Below are 20,581 nucleotides of genomic sequence, written 5' to 3'. Positions count from 1 at the left end.
CAGCTCGGCCCCGAGATCTTTCAGGGGCGCGGGGAACTGCGCGACCAGCCCCCACCGGCCCGCACCGTCCCTACGACAGCCCGTCCGGCAACCCGAACATCGGAAACCACCGCGCCGTATCCAAAAACGCGTTGAGCCCGACTATCTTCCCGTCGGCGATCTCCACGACCTGAAGCGCCCACGGCTCATGCCGCCCGCCAGGGCCGGGCCGGTACTGCCCGAACGCGGGCGTGCCGTTGGCCACCGTCGGCACCAGGCGTGAGCCCCGGCACCCATGCCCCGTACCGAGATGCCACGCCACGATGTCCTCGGGACCCCGCAGCCACAGGTCGTACGGCGGCATGGACAGCGTCGCGTCCTCGTGCAGCAGGGACGTCAGGGCCGACATGTCGTACCCCTCGAACGCCGCCACATAGCGGGCCAGGAGCTTCTGCTGCTCCTCGTCGAGCGGGTCCGCCGCGTCCGAGGCGCGCGGCTCCGACTCCGCCAGCGTCGAACGCGCCCGCTGGAGCGCGCTGTTGACCGACGCCACCGTCGTCCCGAGCAGCTCGGCCACCTCGCTCGCCTTCCACGCGAGCACCTCGCGCAGGATGAGCACCGCCCGCTGCTTGGGCGGCAGGTGCTGGAGGGCGGCGACGAAGGCGAGCCGCACGCTCTCGCGGGCGACCGCCGTCTCGGCCGGGTCGTCCACCGCCGTCGGCAGCACCCGCGCGTCCGGCACCGGCTCCAGCCAGGTCACCTCCGGCCGCGAGCGCAGTACGGCCGAGGACGCCGTCTGCGGGGCCGTGAGGTCCATCGGGCGGGCCCGCTTGCCGCTCGCGGTCAGCATGTCCAGGCAGACGTTGGTCGCGATCCGGTACAGCCAGGACCGCAGGGAGGAGCGGCCCTCGAACTTCTCGTAGCTCCGCCAGGCCCGGACCAGCGTGTCCTGCACCGCGTCCTCCGCCTCGAAGGCCGAGCCGAGCATCCGGTAGCAGTACCCCGTCAGCTCGACCCGGTGCTTCTCCAGGCGGGAGTCCAGGTCCGTCGCCGTTGACAGATCACTCATCGCGTCCACCCCAGATCGACCGTGCGCTTTCAGTGCCCCAGCCCTTCGGAAGCTACCGGAGGCCACTGACAATCGCGCCCCGTGGTGGCGTTTCAGCAGGTCGCGTGGGTCGTGGCGAAGCGCCGCTCGACCCGGGCGGCGTGGCTGCCGTACAGCGTCACCGAGACGACGCCGAGGACGGCCAGCAGTCCGAGCAGCACCGTGGCGGGCCAGCCGCCCGCGTGGAAGGCGATCGCGCCGAGCGTGCCGCCCGCGCTGCTGCCCAGGTAGTACGCCGACTGGTAGAGCGCCGACGCCTGGGCGCGGCCCGTCTTCGCGGTGCGGCTCACCGAGGAGGAGGCGACCGCGTGGCCCGCGAAGAAGCCCGCGGTGATCAGCACCAGGCCCGCCAGGACCGCCGCCAGCGCGTCGAGCAGGCTCAGCACCAGACCGGCGGCCGTGGTCGACACGGCCAGGTAGAGCGCGCCCCGGCGGCCGAGCCGGGCGACCAGCTGCCCGGCCGCGGCCGAGGAGACCGTACCGACCAGGTAGACCAGGAAGATCGAGCCGACCACGCCCTGCGGGAGGTGGAAGGGCGCGGCGGTGAGCCGGTAGCCGATCACCGTGTAGACGGCGCCGAACACCGTCATGAAGAGCGCGCCGATCGCGTACAGGCGCACGAGCAGCGGATCCGCGAGGTGGCCGCGCACGGTCGCCGCCAGGGCCCGCGGGTCCAGGGACGCGGCCTTGAAGTGGCGGGACCGGGGGAGCAGCAGCCGGAACGCCACCGCGCACCCGGCGGCCAGCAGCCCGACCGCCGCAAGCGCCGCGCGCCAGCCCCACGCCTGGGCCACCCAGCCGGTCAGGATGCGGCCGCTCATGCCGCCGATGGAGTTGCCCGCCACGAACAGGCCGATCGCCGCGACCAGCGCCTTGGGCCGCACCTCCTCCGCGAGATAGGCCATCGCGGAGGCGGGCAGCCCGGCCAGCGCCGCGCCCTGGACCGCCCGCAGCGCCACCAGCCAGCCCACGTTCGGCGCGAACGGGACGAGCAGCCCCACGACGACCGCGACCACCAGGGAGACCGTCATCGTCCGGGACCGGCCGAACCGCTCGGACAGCGCGCTCAGCGGCAGTACGCACAGCGCCAGCGCGCCGGTCGCCGCCGACACGGTCCAGCTCGCCGCGGAGGCCGACACCCCCAAGTCGCCCGAGATCAGCGGGAGAAGGGCCTGGGTGGAGTAGAGGAGGGCGAAGGTCGCGACCCCGGCGGCGAAGAGCGCGAAGCTCATCCGGCGGTAGCCGGGAGCACCCGGGAAGAGCTGGTCGGGGGACGGCGCGGTGGAGGCACCCACGGTGGTGGGTGCCCCGGTACTGGCAGGAGGCATGGTTCGACCGTAGGCCCGGGAGATTTATGCGTCCAATGCGTGGCGCGCGCATAATCGATCCACATACGCATAAGCACAGCTCAGGCGGGTGTCTGTCATTGAACAGTAACGAAGAAGACATTGTCACGATGCTCGCGCCCCGCCTCGCGTACTTCGCCGCGGTCGCCCGCCACGAGCACGTCACGCGCGCGGCGCAGGAGCTCGGCGTGCCCCAGTCGACGCTCTCGCGGGCCGTGGTCCGGCTCGAAGAGGACCTCGGCGTCGCCCTGTTCGCCCGCAAGGGCCGTACGGTCTCGCTCACCCCGGCCGGGCGCACCTTCCTCGCCTCGGCCGAGCGCGCCCTCGACGGGGTCGAGCGGGCCGCCGAGTCGGTGCGCGCCGACGCGGACCCGGCCACCGGCAAGGTCGCCTTCGGCTTCCTGCACACCATGGGCTCCGAGACCGTGCCCGCCCTCATCCGGGCCTTCCGGGTCACCCACCCCCGGGTGCGCTTCACGCTCGTGCAGAACTACGGCGAGGCGATGATCGAGCGGCTGCGCGCGGGGGAGCTTGACCTCTGCCTCACCTCGCCGGTGCCCGACGCGCCCGACCTCGTGGCCCGGCGCCTGGACGAGCAGCGGCTGCGGCTCGTCGTCCCCGACGACCACCGCCTCGCGGCCCGCAAGCGGGTCCGGCTCGCGGAGGCCGCCGACGAGACGTTCGTGACCCTGGAGCCCGGCTACGGGCTGCGGCGCATCACGGACGACCTGTGCGCGCAGGCCGGGTTCACCCCGAGGGTCGCCTTCGAGGGCGAGGAGGCGGAGACCCTGCGCGGCCTGGTGGCGGCGGGCCTGGGCGTGGCCCTGCTGCCGCCGCCCGCGTTCGCCCGCCCGGGCGTCGTCGAGCTGACGGTGACGGCGCCGCGCGCGGCGCGCGAGATCGGCGTGGCCTGGCTGGACGGCCACCCGGACACCCCGCCGGTGGCCGCCTTCAAGGCGTTCCTGCTGTCGCGGCGCGGGCAGCTGCTGCCGGTGTGAGCCGTACGGGACCCACGGCCCGCCTCACACGTGCAGCGACTTCCCGAACCCGGCCGCCAGCGGCATCCGCAGCCCCAGCGGCGGCGGGGCGGCCAGGGCGTCGGCGACGGGACGCGCGTACGGGTGCGTGAAGAGCGACCCGTTCACGAAGTCGGCCGCCAGGGCCAGGACTTCGGCCCGGTGCTGGCGCAGCCCGTGCCCGTCCGAGTGGACCTCGAAGCGGCAGGTGTCGCGGTTGGTCTTCTTCGCGCGCGCGGCGAGCCGGAACGACAACTCCGGGTCGCTGCGGGCGTCGTTGGTGCCGTGCACTATCAGCACCCGCCGTCCCACCAGCTGCTTCACCGGCTCCGGCTCGGCCGCCACGTCCTCCTCGGGCAGCCAAGGTGCCAGTGAGAGCACGCAGTTGACGGCCGAGTGGCCCGCCGCCCGCAGCGCCGCCCGCCCGCCCATCCCGTGCCCGGCCAGGCACACGGGCACGTCCCCGTACCGCCGCACCACCTCCTCGGCGGCCCACTCGGCGTCGGCCGCGAGCCGCGCGTCGCCGCCGTTCCAGCCCCGCCCCCGGTAGTGGACGAGGTGTGCCACGAGCCCGTCGTCCCGCCCCGACCGGGCGAGCCGCCGGGCCAACGGCAGCGCCGAGGCGTACGAGACGGGCGAAGGGCGGCGCGCCGAGACGGGGTCGCCGTCCGGCAGCACCAGCACCACACCGCCGACCGAGGAGCCGGCGCCGGTCGCACCGACGGCCCGTCCGAGCCGGGCAGCAGGCAGGGAAGTCGCATGCTGTGCCATGGCAGAACAGTCTCAGAAGCCGAGGTGTACTCCACCCGTCCGCGCGGTCACTGTTACGTATCGGCAACCGGGCGACTCCCGGTGATCTACGCGCGTAGGGGCTAGCATGCGCAGATGACGAGCCAGACCACCGACGTACCGACCACGGACCAGATCCGCCGCGCCCCGAAGGTGCTGCTCCACGACCACCTCGACGGCGGTCTGCGTCCTGGCACCATCATCGAGATCGCTCAAGAGACCGGGTATTCCGGTCTGCCCGAGACCGAGGCCGACAAGCTCGGCATCTGGTTCCGGGAAGCCGCCGACTCCGGTTCCCTGGAGCGGTATCTGGAGACCTTCGCGCACACCTGCGCCGTCATGCAGACCCGCGACGCGCTGTTCCGCGTCGCCGCCGAGTGTGCCGAGGACCTGGCGGAGGACGGGGTCGTCTACGCCGAGGTGCGGTACGCGCCCGAGCAGCACCTGGAGAAGGGGCTGACGCTCCAGCAGGTCGTGGAGGCCGTCAACGACGGCTTCCGGGAGGGCGAGCGGCGCGCCCGCGCCAACGGGCACCGGATCCGCGTCGGGGCGCTCCTGACCGCCATGCGGCACGCCGCCCGCGCCCTGGAGATCGCCGAACTCGCCAACTCCTACCGGGACTCGGGCGTGGTCGGCTTCGACATCGCGGGCGCCGAGGCGGGCTTCCCGCCCACCCGCCACCTCGACGCGTTCGAGTACCTCAAGCGCGAGAACAACCACTTCACCATCCACGCGGGCGAGGCCTTCGGCCTGCCGTCGATCTGGCAGGCGCTCCAGTGGTGCGGCGCCGACCGGCTCGGCCACGGGGTGCGCATCATCGACGACATCGAGGTCGCCGAGGACGGCAGCGTGAAGCTGGGGCGGCTCGCTTCGTACGTACGGGACAAGCGCATCCCGCTGGAGATGTGCCCGACGTCCAACCTCCAGACCGGCGCCGCCGCTTCGTACGCCGAGCACCCGATCGGACTGCTGCGCCGGCTCCACTTCCGGGCCACCGTCAACACCGACAACCGGCTGATGAGCGGCACCAGCATGAGCGAGGAATTCGAGCGGCTGACCGAGGCGTTCGGCTACACGCTCGACGACATGCAGTGGTTCACCGTCAATGCGATGAAATCAGCGTTCATTCCTTTCGACGAACGCCTCGCCATGATCAATGACGTCATCAAGCCGGGCTATGCCGAGCTGAAATCCGAATGGCTGTTCAAGCAGACCGCTGCGACCAGCGGATCTACCCCACCCATGGGCTGATCGGGTAAATCGCCGGAACGGCCGGGAGAGGTAATTCCCGGCCGTTTTCCGTGGTTTCACGTGTTTGCGGGGCGAGTGGCGGCCTGACTAGCTTGCAGAGCCGCTCACATCCCCTTCCCTAGGATGAATTCCAGATGAAGCAGTCTGCCGTAAAGACACTCGGTGCCGCCGCTGTCGGTGCCGCCTTCGCCGCCGCTGCCGCGGGTACGGCCTCCGCCGCGCCCGCCGTTGCCGCGGTGCCCGAGCTCCCCGCCCTCTCGGGCCTGACCCAGACGCTGCCCGTCGAGGGCGTCGCAGACAAGCTCCCGATGGGTGGCCCTGAGTCGCTGGCCGCCGGTCAGAACGCCCTTGCCCAGGGCACGTCCGCCATCGGGGACCCCAACCCGGTGAAGGGCCTCCTCGGCGGCCTGCCGGTCGGGAGCGCCCTGCCCGGTGGCCTGTCGGGCCTCGGCGGCTGACGGCCGAAACGTACCGCCTGGCGGTGCTTTGAGGCGTTGTGGTGGGGCGCACACCCGGTCGCGGGTGTGCGCCCCACCGCGTCTGTGTCAGGATCGCGGCTCGTACGCTGGTAATTGACAGGTGAGTAGGGTTCCGACGATGCGTGTGAAGGCGACTGGACTTGCCGTACTGGTGACGGCGTCGGCGCTGTTCCTCACCACCGCGTGCTCGTCGGGCGGCGGGTCCGACGGCAAGGCCTCCGCACCCGCCTCGAAGGGCTCCTCGGCGGCCGCCCGGACCCAGCTCCAGCGGGCGGCCCTCGAACAGGGCGACGTGCCCGGCTACCAGGTCTCCGCCGACACCACCGCCCAGGGCCGGGCCCGCCCGCAGGCCGACCGCAGGCCGTGCCAGCCGCTCGCCGACGTCATGGGCGACCAGCCGAACCCGCAGGCGCGCGAGACGGTCAACCGGGGCCTGGGCTCCCAGCGCAAGCTCGGCCTCGCGGTCGCGGCGTCGCTCAGCACGTACGCGCGCGCCGACGCCGAGAAGCTGATCGAGGACCTGCGCGCGGCGGTCGCCGCCTGCTCCGGCTTCAAGGCCGAGCTGGGCGGGACGAGCTCCACGTACGCGCGCGTGAAGGCGCGGCCGTACCGCATCGGCGGCGACGAGTCGGTGAGCTGGTCCGCGTCGTCCACGCAGGTGAACGTGGAGACGCCGGTCCACATCGTCGTGGTGCGCCAGGGTGCCACGATCGTGCGGTTCATGACGATCAACCTCGGCGCGCCGGTCCAGGGCAGGGCGCAGGAGCTGGTGGAAGTCCCGAGGGACGTGGCGGACAAGCAGCTGGAGAAGGTGCGGCGGGTGCTGTCGGCCCTCTAGGGGGTCACCAGGCCGTGCTGGGGGTGCTCCGGGTGCCGGAGCCCTTCTCGTTCGGGAAGAGGATCCACAGCGCTATGTAGAGCAGGAACTGGGGGCCCGGCAGCAGGCACGAGAGCACGAAGATCACGCGCATCGTGGTGGCCGAGGTGCCGAAGCGCCGCGCCAGCGCCGCGCACACTCCGCCGATCATCCGTCCGTCGCGGGGGCGGGCAAGGGTGGCCATGAGGTGCTCCTTCGGTTCGGGGAGGCTGTGCTCCGATGCCTCGATCCTCCCGCCCCGAACCGGGCAAAGCGTCGGACTACGGGGCGATCCCGACCCTGGGAATCGTCGGGGTACGACCCTGAGCCGCCGGTACGGGGACGCCTTCGCCCCGGTCCTGGCGCCGCCGCAGCGCGGTGCGCCCGGCGGGGACGACGGCGATGTGGGCGAAGGCCGCGCCCGCGGTGTTCAGGAGCAGCGCGTCCACGTCGGCCACCTGCCCCGGCACGGATGTCTGCAGCAGGGCGATGCCGAGCGAGACGAGTGCGGCGGCGGCGGTCGTACGGAGCAGGGAGCCGACGGGGGAGACGTCGAGCCGCCCCCCGACGAGCGGCAGCAGCACGCCGAGCGGGGCGAGCAGCAGCAGCCCCTCCCCGATGCGGTGTGCGGCCTCCAGGGACCCCAGTGCCAGGTCGGCGCGGATTCCGGCGAGCGGGGTGAGGTTGGGTGCGGTCACCCACATGACGTCGCGGGGTCTCAGCGTGAGCCACGCGACGAGCGCCATGTGAGCCACGAGGATCGCGCAGCCCGCCACGCGGAACCGGATGGCGGCGCGGCCGCCTGCACCATGACGCTGTTGCACGTCCCCCAAGACGCGTGGGGTTGCGCGATCGGTTCCGTGTTCCCGGTGGCGGGGCCCCCGGACCCCTTCTCGGCCTGCGGCCGGGCGGCCGCTCGCGCATTCGTCTGCGGGCCGGTGGGCGCTGGTCGCGCAGTTCCCCGCGCCCCTGAAATGCCGCTGCGCGGCATCCGCTTCTAGGGGCGCGGGGAACCGCGCGAGCAACACAGCACGGTCCGCAGACGAACGGGGTGCAGGGGCCGCAGGCCCCGCCGGGGGGTCCGGGGGCGTAGCCCCCGGGAGAGCCGCCTTCACCCCCACCCACCCCCGGAGGGTTCAGGGAAGCCCCGAAGTTCCAGACTGACAGTTCTGGAGTCCTCGGGTCATGGCCGCATCAGCGCTGGTCAAGCACAAGACGAACACAACGGTCGGGGCCGCCCCGACCGAGACCCTGCGCGGGGTGCGGTGCATCCGGTTGTCGGTCCGTACAGATGAGACCACCAGCCCCGAGCGGCAGCGCGAGGCCGACGACATAGCGGCGGCAGCCCTCGGTATCGACTTCGGCTCGGGTGAGAAGCTGCGCGAAGCGGTCGACCTGGACGTGTCCGCGTCCAAGGTCGGCCCCTTCGAGCGTCCGCAGCTCGGCGCGTGGCTGAAGCGCCCCGACGACTTCGACGCCCTCGTTTTCTGGCGCTTCGACCGCGCTATCCGGTCCATGGGCGACATGCACGAGCTTGCGAAGTGGGCCCGCAAGCACCGCAAGATGATCGTTTTCGCCGAGGGTCTGGGCGGTACGGGTCGGCTCGTCTTCGACTTCCGCAACCCGATGGACCCCATGAGCGAACTCATGATGATGATGTTCGCGTTCGCGGCGCAGGTCGAGACGCAGTCCACCAGCGACCGCGTAACCGGCGCACAGGCAGCCATGCGGAAGATGCCGCTTCGGTGGCGTGGCGGCGGACAGCCCGCGTACGGCTACCTCCCCGCCCCGATGCCCGCCGAACATGGCGGGGTGGGCTGGACGCTCGTCCCGGACCCCGAAGCGGTCACCGTCATTGAGCGGATTATTGCCGCTCTGGTGGCCGGGCTCGCCCCGCTCACTATCGCCCGGATGCTGAACGCTGACGGTGTGCTGTCCCCGTCCGCTCACTGGGCCGCCTACCGGGCCCGCACGAAGAACGGCGGCGCGGAGCCCGAGGAGACGAACAGGCCGAAGCGGAAGCCCGCGCAGTGGCGGGACAAGACCATCGTCAAGATGCTCACCAGCCCCGCGATCATGGGTTGGAAGATGCACCGGGGGAACCCCGTGCGCGACGACCAGGGCGCCCCGGTCATGGCTGCCGAAAAGGGGATCCTCACCCGCGAAGAGTTCGACCAGGTGGGCGCGCTGCTCACCCCGAAGCCTGTCGCCGAGCGTCCGCCCGTCCGCAAGGACTCCGGGGCGCTGCTGCTGCGCGTGATCCACTGCGACGGCTGCGAGGGCCGCATGTACCTGAACAAGGGCTACTACCAGTGCTCTTCCTACAAGTACGGGGCGAACTGCCCCGCCCCGTCCACCGTGCGCGCCGACTGGGTGGACGAGCACGCAAGCAGCGAGTTCCTGCGGCTCGTCGGCCCCGTGCAGATCACCCGTGTCACGGAGATACCGGGCTATGACCCGCAGCCCGAGATTGACGCCACCGTGGCGGAGATGGAAGAGCACGACGAGCAGAAGGGCCGCCGTAAGTCCAAGGCGGGCATGGCAGCCTGGCAGAAGCGCGCCGACGCGTTGGAAACCCGGTTGGCAGAACTGGAAGCACGGGAGAAGACCGAGCCCCGCCGAGAAGTCCTGTCGACCGGCCGCACCTACGGCGACGACTGGAACAACGCGGACACCATGGCACGCCGCACCATGCTCATAGACGCGGGAGCACGGCTCATAGTCAAGCGCGGAACGCGGGGTGGGTGGCGCAAGCTCGACCTTCGGCGCGTGGAGTTCACCATCACCGGGGACCTCGACCCCGCCATTGAAGCGAACGTGACCGTGGCCGGTGAACTCGCCACCGAGAACAATCCGAACCACGCGCCCACGCCCGGAGCAACCGCACACCGCAACCTGACCCCGCAGGCACTCGCCACGGCTGCATAACAGGGCGTACGAGCCCGAGCATGTTCCGGTTGGCCACTGCCGCCGGGACTCTCGGCGTACCCCGAGTGGCGGATAGGCTTGCCCCACCCCACACCGAAATGGGCGTGTGGGTCAGGGGCGGTGCATGTCACGACTCACGAGCCGAGAATGCAGTACACCCGCCCTGTCTCGCCCCGGTAGTCCCCTTCGGACCGCCGGGGCTTTCCCACGTCCGCAGGCAGGCGCACAGCGCCCCTCTCGCCGCACCACTCCCCGCCGGCGAGGGCCACCAGCGGAGCGAGGGGTGGTGAGGTGGTGAGTTAGACCCTTTTCCTAGGTCGTATAAGAAAACTCTAGAGAAAACAGATTTTGGGCTCCGTCCACCACCTCACCACCCCGGGAAACCTCTGCCCTCCACTACTGGGGAAGACAGACGGTCCAGCGTCCGGAAGGACGTCGGGAAACCTCTGCCCTCCACTACTTCCGAGAGCAGGACTACCGCGCACCCGCCCTACAGGGGGACATCAGGCGGACTGAGTGCCCGACTCTCGGAACAAGCGTTGCCCGTGCACCACGCGCCCCGCGTTACCGGGGTGGCCGCAGGGGTCGTGAGGCAACGCGCGGGGACTGCACCGCCCACGAGTAACCCGCCCTTCGGGGTGTGCCGAAAGGGGTCGAAGCGCGTGCAGTCCCCACGGTCCCTGCCTCGCCGGCGGGGACGGCAAGCCCGCCTAGCCCAACGGCAGAGGCCCCGCGATTCAAACCCGCGGTGATCCCGGTTCGAATCCGGGGGCGGGCACTCGACAACAACGAACACCAGGCGGTGACTGATGACGAGCTGTATCGAGTGCAGTGAGGCGGCAACTCGCCGTGGACGCTGCGACGTTCACGACCGGGCGCACGAGAAGCGTCCCGCGGTGCGGTCCCGACGTGAGCGCGGTAGGCGCAGAGCGAAGCGGTACGACGCTGCGGCTCGACTCCGCAGACGGGTGCGGGAACGGGGCTCGGCCTGGTGCGACTGGTGCTTGGGCGACTTCCCCGCGGACGGGGTGGATGTCGACCACGTACGTCCGCTGTCCCTCGGCGGCGAGGACGTTGACAGCAACGTTCAGGTCTTGTGCCACGGCTGCCATGCCCTCAAGACCGCAACAGAGTTCGGGGCCGCTCGCATGATTGGAGTCGTAGGTTCGCCCAAGTTGGCTATCGCCGTTGAACCTCATCCGCTGGCATCTCGAACAATGCCAGAGGCGCGATGTTGTACTTGACGCGAGCGGTGAACATTGCACGTGGCTCACCGGAGTTGTCTACAACCGTCAGGCTCGCCGGAATGTACTTTCCGCCGCTGACGACAACGACGGGCTGGTCGTCGCGGTACTCGATCGCCAGCGTGCCGATGTCCTCGGGGTTGACCTCGGTTACCGGCATGATCCGGCCGGACTTTTGTTGGACCAGGGGCATCCGGGTTTGGCCGCCGACCAAAATCACGTCGTTGATACTGCCAGCGTCGATTCCGGCGTCGCGAAGCCGCCGCTCTGGCACCGACACCGACTCGAAGGCACGCACGAGTTCAACAAGTGCAGCCGATGACCGGCCTTCGGACCGCTCCGTGACGAGCTCGGCTTCGCGAGCAATGGCCGCGAGCAATGCGTTACGGGTCTCGGTGACGGCGCGGGGTTGAGTCACGGTGATCTGCGCCGAGATGGTGCTCCCGTCGGGCGCCTCGGAAATTGCCTGCTCGTAAGACATGGCTGTGCCCCTCCCAGGTCGGCCCCTTGCCGACCAGGCCAGAGCGTTGCATCACCAAACGTTACCGGGCAATGACTCTTCGCTAAACGGCTGGGAATCGACTTGGTGGCGCGAATGACATCCCCCATGTGGCCCTCGACTTCACTACCCCACCCCTCGGGAGGCGATCCCCCATACCCCGCAAGCCCCGCCCCCCTTGCTCTGTCCCCGGGTGCCCCGAGCTGACCTCTGGTGGCCGCTGTGAGGCTCACCGACGCGAGGCCGAGCAACAGCGCGGGACGAGCGCTGAACGGGGCTACGCGACGCGTTGGCAGCGCATCCGTAAGGCGTACTTGTACCGCAACCCGTGGTGTCTGCTGTGCGGTCGCACGGCCACGGTCGCGGACCATTTCCCTTTGTCTCGGCGTGAGTTGACAGCGCAAGGCGTAGCCGATCCGGACGCGTTCAATCGTCTCCGTCCGCTGTGCACGCACTGTCACAACCGCGAGACGGCGAAGCGGCAACCGGGCGGTTGGGCTGCCGCGAATGCGAAGCCAATTCGGACATAGAGCACCGCCGACCAGGCGGGGACTCCCCTCCTCCCGCCCAAAAGATCGGCAGGGAGGCAAAAAACTCGCGCCGGAGCTGCGGACGTTTTTGGAAGGCCCGAAACCGCCCCGGAAAGAGGAAGTGAGAATGCATGGCAGACAGATACCGGCCCAAGCCAGCCGTTCAACGGGCCCGCGAGGGCAACCCCTCAAAGGTAGCGATCAAAGAGGGGGTGATCGTGCCGCGTGCGATCCTCGCCGAGCCGGATTGGTCCGGGGTGTTCCCGCGCTCGTCCGATCCCGCTATTGAGTCGACGAACGTCCGATGCCGGGAAGTCGCCTCGGAGGAGTGGCGACGCATCGTCCCCATTCTCGAAGTCGCGGCCGGGATCGGCGAAGTGGATCACACCACGGTGAAAGACCTGTGCGTGTGCGTTGCCCGCATCGACCAGGCGGAGCGGGACCTTTCTGAACGCGGACTGATCGTGACGGCTGAGCGCGGGACCGTGAAGAACGGGGCCGCGACCATCGCCGGGCAGTACCGCACCCAACTAGCGCGCTACATACGAGAACTCGGCCTCTCACCGAGCGCCCGAACCGGCATCGTCCCGCCGGAATCCGAGGGCGACGACTCAGACATCTGGGACTGACCCCGAATGCCTTCTTCTCTATTTTCAGGAGTAAACAGTTATGTCTCTTACCCTTGCTGAATCTGCGAAGCTCTCTCTTGACCAGCTTCAGCGCGGTGTTATCGAAACGTTCGTTCAGGAATCGCCGATCCTGGACCGACTTCCACTGATACAGGTGGCGGGCAACGCCTACCGATACAACGAGGAATCCACCCTTCCCGGGGTTTCCTTCCGAAGTGTGAATGAGGCGTACCCGGAAAGCACTGGAACGCTGAACCAGCGAATCGAGACGCTCGCCATCCTCGGTGGCGACGCCGACGTGGACAAGTTCATCGTGCAGACCCGGGGCAACCTGAACGACCAGCGGGCCGTACAGACCGCTATGAAGGTCAAGGCCGCTTCCGTCCACTTCGCCGACCAGTTCTTCAACGGCGATGTGGAGGTGAACCCGAAGGGGTTCGACGGACTGCGCAAGCGTCTGCTCGGCGGTCAGATCCTGGATGCCAAGGGCGTCGGTCCAGTCGCCAACGGCCATGACTTCTTCGATGCGTTGGACGCGCTCGTTGCTCAGGTGCGGGGCATCAGCGGCACGAACGGAGCGCTGTACATGAACGCCGCGCTCCGGGCGAAGATCGAGTCCGGATTCCGGCGGCTCGGCGGTGCCGAACTCCTCTCGGCCGAGATCGCCGGGAAGCGCGCCCCGGTCTGGAAGGGCATCCCGCTCCTGGACGCCGGGCAGAAGCTGGACGGCACCGACGTACTCCCGCTGACATCCGGGACCGGAGGCAAGCAGACGGGTGACATCTACGCCGTGCGCTTCGGCTCCACCGAGGCCGACGCAGGAGTCACCGGCCTGACCAACGGCGGCGTACAGACCACCGACCTGGGCGAGTCCCACGACAAGCCCGTCTACCGCACCCGCATCGACTTCTACTGCGGTCTCGCCCTGTTCGGCGGAAAGGCCGCCGCACGACTGACCAACGCCCTCGCCGGCTGACCCACACCACCGAGCCCCCGCGCTCGTCACCCTTCGGGGCGGCGGGTGCGGGGGTTCTTGTCGTTGGTCTGGCTGGGCGTTCCGTCAGGCGGCCTGAAGGACGCGAGCCCGCTCGTTGAAGTCGGCGACGAGCGGGTGTTGCCCGAAGGGGATCATGCGCCGCTGTAGATCCTGAACGGCTTCCACGCTGCGGGACGACTTCACCCGGCGGGCAAGGTCGAGCGTCCGGACTCCCGCCGAATGCGCGGCCTCAAGGTCCCTGCGCTGCAAGTGGGTGACGGCGAGGGCTGCTTGGGACATGGCTCCGCGTCGGGCCCTGTTCTGCTTGCGTGCGTGGGCGATCGACGCACGGGCGTGTTCCTCTGCGTGCTTTGGCTCGTCGATGTCCCGGAAGGCGTTGGCCCATTCGCCGCCAAGATACGCAGGGTCGATGAACTTTGCCCATTCCGGCTCGCGTTGGGGGTCAACCTTGTCGAAGGCGCGTTCCGCGTTGGTGATGGCCTTGACCGTCGCTGGCTTGTCACCGAGAACGGCGAGCGCGCGCGCTTCGAGCGTCCAGAGGTCAGCGAGGCAGGCGTTCGACTCGGTACGCCCGAGGCCCTGTCGGCCGGACTGGGCGAGTCGCCGCCCCTCCTCCGGATGCCCAAGCAGTGTTGCTTGGTCTGCCATGCCTGCAAGCACGTGAGCCCCGAGGGCAGGGTCTTTCGACTCCTCGGCGAACCGCAAAGCCTGAACCAAGTACCGCTGCGCCGTGCCATGTTCGCCGTTGTCGAAGGCCATCCAGCCCAACAGGTAGACCTGTTCGGCAGTGGCTTGGCACAGGGCGTGACGAACCTCTTCGCTGTTCGTCCGGCGAAGCAGGGGATAGACATGCTCGTTCATGTACGCGGCAAGCGCGAGTCGGCCGCTCCCGCCCCCCTGGAAGATGTCCATCTCCTGAAACGCGCTGAACATGTTCTTCACGGATGCCACGTCTTCCAGGCGCACGTGACGACCCGGTTCGGGTTGCTGATCAAGGGCGTTGAGGAGCCAGTCACGGGACGGCCCGACTGCGGCCACCGCCGCGAAAGGCGCCCCCACAAGGAATGCTCGCCTGTCCACGTCCGCTCTCCCTAGCTCTGCGACTGCTTCGACCGTCACAGCAAACGATGAGTTGTAGGTCAGCGCCCGGTCAATGTCGGGCGACTCGCCTAGTCCCAGGTCGTCAGTCGTGACGCGGTACCCGAAGCGCGCCGAGAACAGATCGGCCAGGATCGCCGGGACAGGATGCCGGGGCGCCTCCCCAAGGGCCACCCAGCGGCGAACGCTGGACGTGTCCGAGCAGACGTGCGGGTGTCCCCATTCGGCCGCCATGGTCTTGACGCGTCGTCCGAGTTCGCCACGGCTCCACCCCGACCGTTCGAGCCAGTCAGCGAGCTTCGCATTTGGATCTTTCACCACGACCGCCCTTGATCAAAGGGTGAGCTGCATTCACCACTATTCACTACCTCTCATGAAGCTACCCGCCAGCGCACAGCGGATGTTGGCTATCTGATGAGTCGGCATTCCTCTTGGGGACGGTGAGACGCGATGGATGGCCCGCAGTACGTAGTGGACACCGCGAACGACAACAAGATCGGCGTGGTCCAGTGGCGCTACGCGGGGAGCGTGTACCTGCGACCGCCCGGCGGCGGGACCGAGTGGGCAACAGCGCCAGAAGCGTTGCGGCACCTCACCCCGGAGGAGATGGCACGGGCCCGCGTTTTCGACACTCCGATTGGGGGTCGGCGCTGATGTGGGCTGTCGTACCCGGACTGCCGTGGATTCCCGCTCCCGGCGTGCTGGTCAAGGACACAGCGCGCGGGCGGCTCGGGAGGGCCGTCGCGTGGGATGGCGAGACGCGCGTAGTCACGCTGGTGCCGCCGGACGGCGGGGAACCCTGGGAGACCGACGCGTTCCGCCCAGCGGTTCGGTCATGAGCGCCCGCAGCACGCTGCGCGCCGTGGTCTACAAGGTGCTACGACACCCGTCGAGCGAAGTGACCTTGTCGGCCCGCTGCATGTCCGGCGCCGATGGCGGATGCCTCTGGACGCTGGACGCAACGGCGGACCTCAAGGCCGGAAGCGTCGCCATGATCGAGCACACGGCCGCCACGGGTCACGCGATCTTCGCCCGCACTGTGGAAGACATGGCGTGTGTGGTGCTGAACAGCTCGCAGGAGCAGACGCGCCGACTGGCGGTCAACCAACTGGAACTGGCGGCCTCCGAGGAACACGCGAGGGCTGGCCACCCCTGAGACTCCCGGCCCCCGGCGAGGCGCCCCCGTGCATTGGGCAGCCCCGTTCCGGCCGGGGGTCGGGTTCAGCTCCCGCTGTCTGCGTCGTGATGTGAGGTCCAACGCGGGCAGCGGGGCGAGGTGTCCGCCCCATCGGCTCAGTGGGGGCTCAGGCGCTGGGGCGGACTGTTCGGCTCAACTCGCAACGACAGAACCGAAGGAGGCTCATTATGGGCAGGGACGAAGTGAACGGCTACGACGTGGCGGGCGAGGAGATCATCAGCGCCCCCGAGCCGGAGCCGGAGCCTGACGAGAACGGCAACGGAGATGACCAGTAGCACCCCTGGATCAGGTGACGGCAGCGCCCGCGCGACGGCCCGCAGGTTCCTGAAACGCGACTTCCCGGAGAACTCCGAACTGTCGTGGCTGTGCCAGACCCACAAGGACCCCGACGCCATGAAGCTGGTGCTGCGCACGGGCTACGTGTGCCAGCACTGCCAGCGTGAGCGCACCCGCACCTGACTTACGGCCCCGGTCGGCACGTTCCCCCGTGTGTCGGCCGGGGCCTACTCGTCGCCCTGATGCTCGCCCTCGGCGCTCCGATCGCGAACGTAGGTACCCCGCTGGGGCACGGTGTAGACGTAACCGAGTTCCCGCAGATGCTTGACCGCTCGCCGCGCGGTGTCCCGGGCCACACCCCATCGCTGGATGAGAGCGGACTCCGAGGGAATCGGGCGGTCTACCGCGAGCGTGCCCGACTCGATATCCCGGATGATCTCGGCCGCCATCTGCTGATACGGCGGAGTCGGGGCGTCGTAATCAATGGTCGGGCTCATACCGAAGAGCGTAGACAACCGGCCACGGCGGCGCCCGTTTCCATACGTGGGTAGACGAGGGTAGAGGAGTTCCCTTAACGTCGAACACGAAAGCGCCCCGACAGACCGATTAGGCCCGGTCCATCGGGGCTCCGCCGAGACAGCTATCTAGGAGCTGAACGACGTATGCGCGATGTTATCGCCCGTGCCCTGCTGTGGGTGCTGCGCCTATTACTGCCCGCCCGGGGGCGGCACTCAGCGGTTCCCGTCCCGGCCTCCGAGCCCGTCCCGCTCGTGATCTGTGCGCCCTGCACTCCCATTTCGTCGCATGTCCTCGCGCGGTCGATTCCCTCCCCGTGGGGGCACCGCATCGGACCGTGGTTCCTCACCCGGGAAGAGCCCCGAACCCTGTCCCGGCAGCGAGCCGACGACACGTTAGAACTCCGGATCAAGCACGAGCGGCGCCGGGCCCTCTACTACGCCACACAGGGTGTCGACATCCCGTACACCTTCCCGGGTGCCCCGTTCCCCGCAGAGTCGTTCCGTACGGCGGGGGTGGGCGCATGACCCGCGATGCGATCACCTCCGAGCCCGCGCCCGCCCGTAAGCCCATCCTGGCTCTCTGTGGATGCTGGACCACCGCGCCCGTCATCGTCGGCGACGTCCAGAGCATGAGCGGCGGGGCCGGGTTCACTCAGTACGCGTGCCCGGACCACGTCCACCAGTACCCGCCGCGTGCACGGTGGGGCGAGCTTCCCGCCGTACGCCCATGAACAGCTAACCCTCACGTCCTACGCCGTCCCGCCCGAGCCGACACCGCCGGGCGGGACAGAACCCCTACTTTGGAACTTCGGGAAGGGGCGGGGTGGGGGAGCTTCCCCCGGTGGGGTGGAGCGCGTCGCCCAGGGTTGGGGACGTGTCCGGGCGGGACTTCATCTCCGCCGTGCACGCGTAGCCCCGCGCCGGGTCCTCGCCAGGCCCGCCGAGCACCACCTGCTGTGTCCCCGACGACGTCGGCGTGTTCTCGGCGTACGTACAGACGATCTGCGACAGCGCCAGGGCCGGCAGATCCTCCGGGCGGCGCGAGAGACGGAGCGCGCCCGCCGGGTCCCCGCGGCGCGCCCCCGTCACCGTCAACGGCCCCCGCACATCCGTCGTGTACCCCGCCGCCTTCTCGTCCCCCGACGGCGTGACCTCCAGCTCCGTGAGCAGCGCCTCCGCGAACCGGAGGCGGTCGGCCGAGGCCCGGCCCTCCGGGATCCGCACCGACCGCTCGGCCGACACCAGCTGCGCCCCGCACACCAGATACACCCGGACCGTCACGCCCTCGAACTGCGGCGTCACCGAGTTCCCCGGCACCTCGCACGGCACCCGCGACGGCGCGGGCCCCGCGTCCACCGGGACCGCGGTGGGCCGGATGCCGCACCCGGTGAGAGCGGCACCCAGTGACACGAGCGCGGCGGCGCCCAGCAGCTTCGCCCTCACGCCTCCTCACCCCCACCGCGCGGCAGCCGCAGCACGAACACCGCGCCGCCCTCGGGCGAGTTCGCGGCCGTGATGTCACCGCCGTGGATGTGCGCGTTCTCCATCGCGATGGACAGGCCGAGACCGCTGCCCTCCGACCGGGGCCGGGACGCGCTCGCCTTGTAGAACCGGTCGAACACGTGCGGCAGCACCTCCTCCGGGATGCCGGGCCCGTGGTCCCGTACCGAGATCACCAGCTCCTCGCCCTCCACCCGCACCGAGACCCGCACCGGGGAGCCGCCGTGCTTGAGCGCGTTCCCGATCAGGTTGGCCAGGATCACGTCCAGGCGACGCGGGTCGAGCCGCGCCATGATGCCGCGTTCGGCGTCCAGGTCCACCGCGTCCAGCCAGGCCCGCGCGTCGATGCACGCGGTGATCTGGTCGGCGATGTCCACGTTGTCCAGGACGAGCCTGGCCGTACCGGCGTCGAAGCGCGTGACCTCCATCAGGTTCTCGACCAGGACGTTGAGCCGCCGCGTCTCGGAGACCACCAGCTGCACGGCCGGCGCGATCATCGGGTCGAGGCTGTCCGCCTCGTCCTCCAGGACCTCGGTGACGGCCGTCAGCGCGGTCAGCGGCGTACGCAGCTCGTGCGACATGTCGGCGACGAACCGCCGGCTCGCCTCCTCCCGCGCGCTCATGTCGCTGACCTTCTTCTCCAGGCTCTCGGCCGTCTTGTTGAACGTCCGGGAAAGATCGGCCAGTTCGTCCGTGCCCGAGACCCGCAGCCGGGTGTCGAGCTTGCCCTCGCCGAGCTGGCGGGCCGCGTCGCCGAGCCGCTGCACCGGCCGCAGCACGGTCGTCGCGGCGGCCTGCGCGAGCAGCGCGGAGCCGAGCAGCGCGAGCCCGGTGGCGATGCCGAGCGACCAGGCAAGGGAGTTGAGGTCCTGGCGCTCCTGGTCGAGCGAGGCGAGCATGTAGCCGGTGGCGCCGCCCCCGATGATCCTGGTGCCGCCCACCAGGTACGGCTTCCCGCGCAGGGTCCGGCGCTGCCAGAACAGGTGGTACGGATAGTTGTTGCTGTCCGTGACCTTCTGCTTCTTGTTCACCGCCTCCTGGAGCGACTCGGGTACGTCGTCCAAGGTGAAGCGGTCCACGTCGGACGCCCCGACGATCGGCTTGCCCGGGTCGCGCTGGTCCACCAGGAGAACCTGGTAGCCGGAGCTGACGTGGTAGCCGGAGCGGCTGCTGGCCGCCATCTGCTGGGCGGTGGTCTGCAGGTCGCGGGCGGTGGGCTGGAGCGGCAGCGAGGCCGCCCGGTTCTGCATCTCCTGCCGGAAGTCGCCGAGCGCCGCGTCCTGGGTGCGCACGAGCACGGCCTCGCGGTTGAGCCAGTACGCGATCCCCGACGCGGAGACGGCGGCGGTCAGCGCGACGAGCGCGAACACGACGACCAGACGCAGGCGCAGACTGGTCCAGCGGAGGCCGGCGAGTATCGCCTTCTTCACGTTCCGAATCGCTGCTTTCTTGGGTTCGTCCGCGAGGGCGGGGTCACGACGGGGTGTCGAGACGGTAGCCCACGCCGCGCACCGTACGGATCAGGGTGGGGGACGACGGCACGTCCTCGACCTTGGCCCGCAGCCGCTGTACGCACGCGTCGACCAGGCGGGAGTCGCCCAGGTAGTCGTGCTCCCACACCAGGCGCAGCAGCTGCTGGCGGGAGAGCGCCTGTCCGGGCCGCCGGCTCAGCTCCAGCAGCAACCGCAGCTCGGTGGGCGTCAGTTGCAGGTCCTCGCCGTTCTTGGTGACCGTCATCGCGGCGCGGTCGATCACCACGTTGCCGAACGTGGCCGAGTCGGTGGCCTCGCGCTCGCCCCGGCGCAGCACCGCACGGATCCGGGCGTCGAGCACCCGGCCCTGCACCGGCTTGACCACGTAGTCGTCGGCGCCGGACTCCAGGCCGACGACCACGTCGATGTCGTCGCTGCGCGCGGTCAGCAGGATGATGGGCAGCTGGTCCGTGCGCCGGATGCGGCGGCACACCTCGAAGCCGTCGATCCCGGGCAGCATCACATCCAGCACGACCAGATCCGGCCGCTGCTCACGGAGCAGCTTCAGGCCGTCCTCTCCCGTCGCCGCGGTGGCCACACGGTGGCCCTGGCGGGACAGGGAGAGTTCGAGCGCCGTGCGGATGGCGTCGTCGTCCTCGATCAGCAACAGGAAAGGCACGGAGGTCATTCTGACCCATGGGGGAGCGGAGTTCGACCTCCTGTGGACATCGCCCCTCCTCCGCTGTGCACAGCCGGCTTTCTCCACTGTGCACAGGCCGCTGTGACAGGCCTGTGACAGTCGTCGGACACCGCGATGAAACTGGCCGGGCAAGCTCTTCCTCGTACCGACCGAAACAAGACTCCACCG

22 protein-coding genes are annotated in these 20,581 nt (G+C 69.7%); 11 read left to right on the top strand and 11 right to left on the bottom strand.

The features are described from left to right. Window positions 1-70 precede the first annotated feature (70 nt). Both QIY60_RS08920 and QIY60_RS08915 read right to left on the bottom strand, forming a co-directional pair. The gene (locus QIY60_RS08920; RefSeq protein WP_190094057.1) at window positions 71-1,048 is read right to left on the bottom strand and encodes a sigma-70 family RNA polymerase sigma factor; all 978 of its coding nucleotides are present in this window, start codon (window positions 1,046-1,048) and stop codon (window positions 71-73) included. Window positions 1,049-1,140: 92 nt separating this feature from the next. Next, window positions 1,141-2,415, bottom strand: coding sequence for an MFS transporter (locus QIY60_RS08915; RefSeq protein ID WP_283141927.1), 1,275 nt, complete (start codon window positions 2,413-2,415; stop codon window positions 1,141-1,143). Window positions 2,416-2,543: 128 nt separating this feature from the next. Between QIY60_RS08915 and QIY60_RS08910 the strand changes: the two genes are divergently transcribed. Next, the gene (locus QIY60_RS08910) at window positions 2,544-3,431 is read left to right on the top strand and encodes a LysR family transcriptional regulator (protein WP_283141926.1); all 888 of its coding nucleotides are present in this window, start codon (window positions 2,544-2,546) and stop codon (window positions 3,429-3,431) included. A gap of 24 nt (window positions 3,432-3,455) precedes the next feature. Here the strand turns inward: QIY60_RS08910 and QIY60_RS08905 are convergent, their stop codons facing one another. Beyond that, window positions 3,456-4,220: an alpha/beta hydrolase gene (locus QIY60_RS08905; protein WP_283141925.1), complete on the bottom strand. Its 765-nt coding sequence runs from the start codon at window positions 4,218-4,220 to the stop codon at window positions 3,456-3,458. Window positions 4,221-4,334: 114 nt separating this feature from the next. Here QIY60_RS08905 and QIY60_RS08900 point away from each other — a divergent pair, with 114 nt between their 5' ends. From QIY60_RS08900 to QIY60_RS08890, 3 genes are all read left to right on the top strand, one after another. Beyond that, window positions 4,335-5,489 carry an adenosine deaminase gene (locus QIY60_RS08900; protein WP_283141924.1) on the top strand — a complete coding sequence of 385 codons (1,155 nt, stop codon included), beginning with the start codon at window positions 4,335-4,337 and terminating at the stop codon, window positions 5,487-5,489. Between the two features lie 134 nt (window positions 5,490-5,623). After that, window positions 5,624-5,947, top strand: a complete 324-nt coding sequence (locus QIY60_RS08895; protein ID WP_283141923.1) for an ATP-binding protein — start codon at window positions 5,624-5,626, stop codon at window positions 5,945-5,947. Window positions 5,948-6,086: 139 nt separating this feature from the next. Next, the gene (locus QIY60_RS08890; RefSeq protein WP_283141922.1) at window positions 6,087-6,806 is read left to right on the top strand and encodes a hypothetical protein; all 720 of its coding nucleotides are present in this window, start codon (window positions 6,087-6,089) and stop codon (window positions 6,804-6,806) included. 4 nt (window positions 6,807-6,810) lie between these two features. On the opposite strand, the gene QIY60_RS08885 is transcribed toward QIY60_RS08890, so the two are convergent. Next, a complete protein-coding gene (locus QIY60_RS08885) occupies window positions 6,811-7,029 on the bottom strand; it encodes a PspC domain-containing protein (RefSeq protein WP_283141921.1) in 219 nt (72 codons plus the stop codon). A 76-nt stretch (window positions 7,030-7,105) separates the two neighbouring features. Next, complete coding sequence (locus tag QIY60_RS08880; RefSeq protein ID WP_283141920.1) at window positions 7,106-7,570, bottom strand: VanZ family protein; 465 nt, start codon at window positions 7,568-7,570, stop codon at window positions 7,106-7,108. A 439-nt stretch (window positions 7,571-8,009) separates the two neighbouring features. Between QIY60_RS08880 and QIY60_RS08875 the strand changes: the two genes are divergently transcribed. Together QIY60_RS08875 and QIY60_RS08870 are read left to right on the top strand one after the other, a co-directional pair. Beyond that, a complete protein-coding gene (locus tag QIY60_RS08875; RefSeq protein ID WP_283141919.1) occupies window positions 8,010-9,752 on the top strand; it encodes a recombinase family protein in 1,743 nt (580 codons plus the stop codon). An 809-nt stretch (window positions 9,753-10,561) separates the two neighbouring features. Further along, window positions 10,562-10,996: an HNH endonuclease signature motif containing protein gene (locus tag QIY60_RS08870; protein WP_283141918.1), complete on the top strand. Its 435-nt coding sequence runs from the start codon at window positions 10,562-10,564 to the stop codon at window positions 10,994-10,996. Here QIY60_RS08870 and QIY60_RS08865 read toward each other — a convergent pair. Further along, a complete protein-coding gene (locus tag QIY60_RS08865) occupies window positions 10,932-11,477 on the bottom strand; it encodes an Hsp70 family protein (protein WP_283141917.1) in 546 nt (181 codons plus the stop codon). The two genes, QIY60_RS08870 and QIY60_RS08865, sit on opposite strands and share 65 nt — an antisense overlap. A 679-nt stretch (window positions 11,478-12,156) precedes the next feature. Between QIY60_RS08865 and QIY60_RS08860 the strand changes: the two genes are divergently transcribed. Both QIY60_RS08860 and QIY60_RS08855 read left to right on the top strand, forming a co-directional pair. After that, window positions 12,157-12,654, top strand: coding sequence for a phage terminase small subunit P27 family (locus QIY60_RS08860; protein ID WP_283141916.1), 498 nt, complete (start codon window positions 12,157-12,159; stop codon window positions 12,652-12,654). Window positions 12,655-12,694: 40 nt separating this feature from the next. Next, window positions 12,695-13,630, top strand: coding sequence for a major capsid protein (locus QIY60_RS08855; protein WP_349253909.1), 936 nt, complete (start codon window positions 12,695-12,697; stop codon window positions 13,628-13,630). 84 nt (window positions 13,631-13,714) lie between these two features. Here QIY60_RS08855 and QIY60_RS08850 read toward each other — a convergent pair whose 3' ends face one another. Further along, a complete protein-coding gene (locus QIY60_RS08850) occupies window positions 13,715-15,067 on the bottom strand; it encodes a transcriptional regulator (protein ID WP_190089921.1) in 1,353 nt (450 codons plus the stop codon). Between the two features lie 517 nt (window positions 15,068-15,584). On the opposite strand from QIY60_RS08850, the gene QIY60_RS08845 reads away from it, so the two are divergent. Together QIY60_RS08845 and QIY60_RS08840 are read left to right on the top strand one after the other, a co-directional pair. Continuing rightward, window positions 15,585-15,905 carry a hypothetical protein gene (locus tag QIY60_RS08845; protein ID WP_283141914.1) on the top strand — a complete coding sequence of 107 codons (321 nt, stop codon included), beginning with the start codon at window positions 15,585-15,587 and terminating at the stop codon, window positions 15,903-15,905. A gap of 306 nt (window positions 15,906-16,211) precedes the next feature. Continuing rightward, window positions 16,212-16,406 carry a hypothetical protein gene (locus QIY60_RS08840; protein ID WP_283141913.1) on the top strand — a complete coding sequence of 65 codons (195 nt, stop codon included), beginning with the start codon at window positions 16,212-16,214 and terminating at the stop codon, window positions 16,404-16,406. Between the two features lie 44 nt (window positions 16,407-16,450). Here the strand turns inward: QIY60_RS08840 and QIY60_RS08835 are convergent, their stop codons facing one another. Then, complete coding sequence (locus QIY60_RS08835) at window positions 16,451-16,720, bottom strand: winged helix-turn-helix domain-containing protein (protein ID WP_283141912.1); 270 nt, start codon at window positions 16,718-16,720, stop codon at window positions 16,451-16,453. Window positions 16,721-17,262: 542 nt separating this feature from the next. Between QIY60_RS08835 and QIY60_RS08830 the strand changes: the two genes are divergently transcribed. Next, complete coding sequence (locus QIY60_RS08830) at window positions 17,263-17,472, top strand: hypothetical protein (protein ID WP_283141911.1); 210 nt, start codon at window positions 17,263-17,265, stop codon at window positions 17,470-17,472. Between the two features lie 64 nt (window positions 17,473-17,536). Here the strand turns inward: QIY60_RS08830 and QIY60_RS08825 are convergent, their stop codons facing one another. The 3 genes from QIY60_RS08825 to afsQ1 are packed head-to-tail and all read right to left on the bottom strand — an operon-like array spanning window position 17,537 to window position 20,392. After that, entirely contained in the window at window positions 17,537-18,184 is a 648-nt protein-coding gene (locus QIY60_RS08825) for a hypothetical protein (RefSeq protein WP_283141910.1), read from the bottom strand. Then, the gene (locus QIY60_RS08820; protein ID WP_283141909.1) at window positions 18,181-19,671 is read right to left on the bottom strand and encodes a HAMP domain-containing sensor histidine kinase; all 1,491 of its coding nucleotides are present in this window, start codon (window positions 19,669-19,671) and stop codon (window positions 18,181-18,183) included. The genes QIY60_RS08825 and QIY60_RS08820 overlap by 4 nt, the downstream gene beginning before the upstream one ends. A gap of 43 nt (window positions 19,672-19,714) precedes the next feature. Beyond that, window positions 19,715-20,392: a two-component system response regulator AfsQ1 gene (gene afsQ1, locus QIY60_RS08815; protein ID WP_190094067.1), complete on the bottom strand. Its 678-nt coding sequence runs from the start codon at window positions 20,390-20,392 to the stop codon at window positions 19,715-19,717. Between the last annotated feature and the right edge of the window lie 189 nt (window positions 20,393-20,581).

The sequence above is a fragment of the Streptomyces sp. BPTC-684 genome, from assembly GCF_030028635.1.
Lineage (GTDB): Bacteria > Actinomycetota > Actinomycetes > Streptomycetales > Streptomycetaceae > Streptomyces > Streptomyces noboritoensis.
The sequence above is the reverse complement of the archived record's forward strand: the minus strand, read 5'-3'. Positions and strand labels throughout refer to the sequence as shown.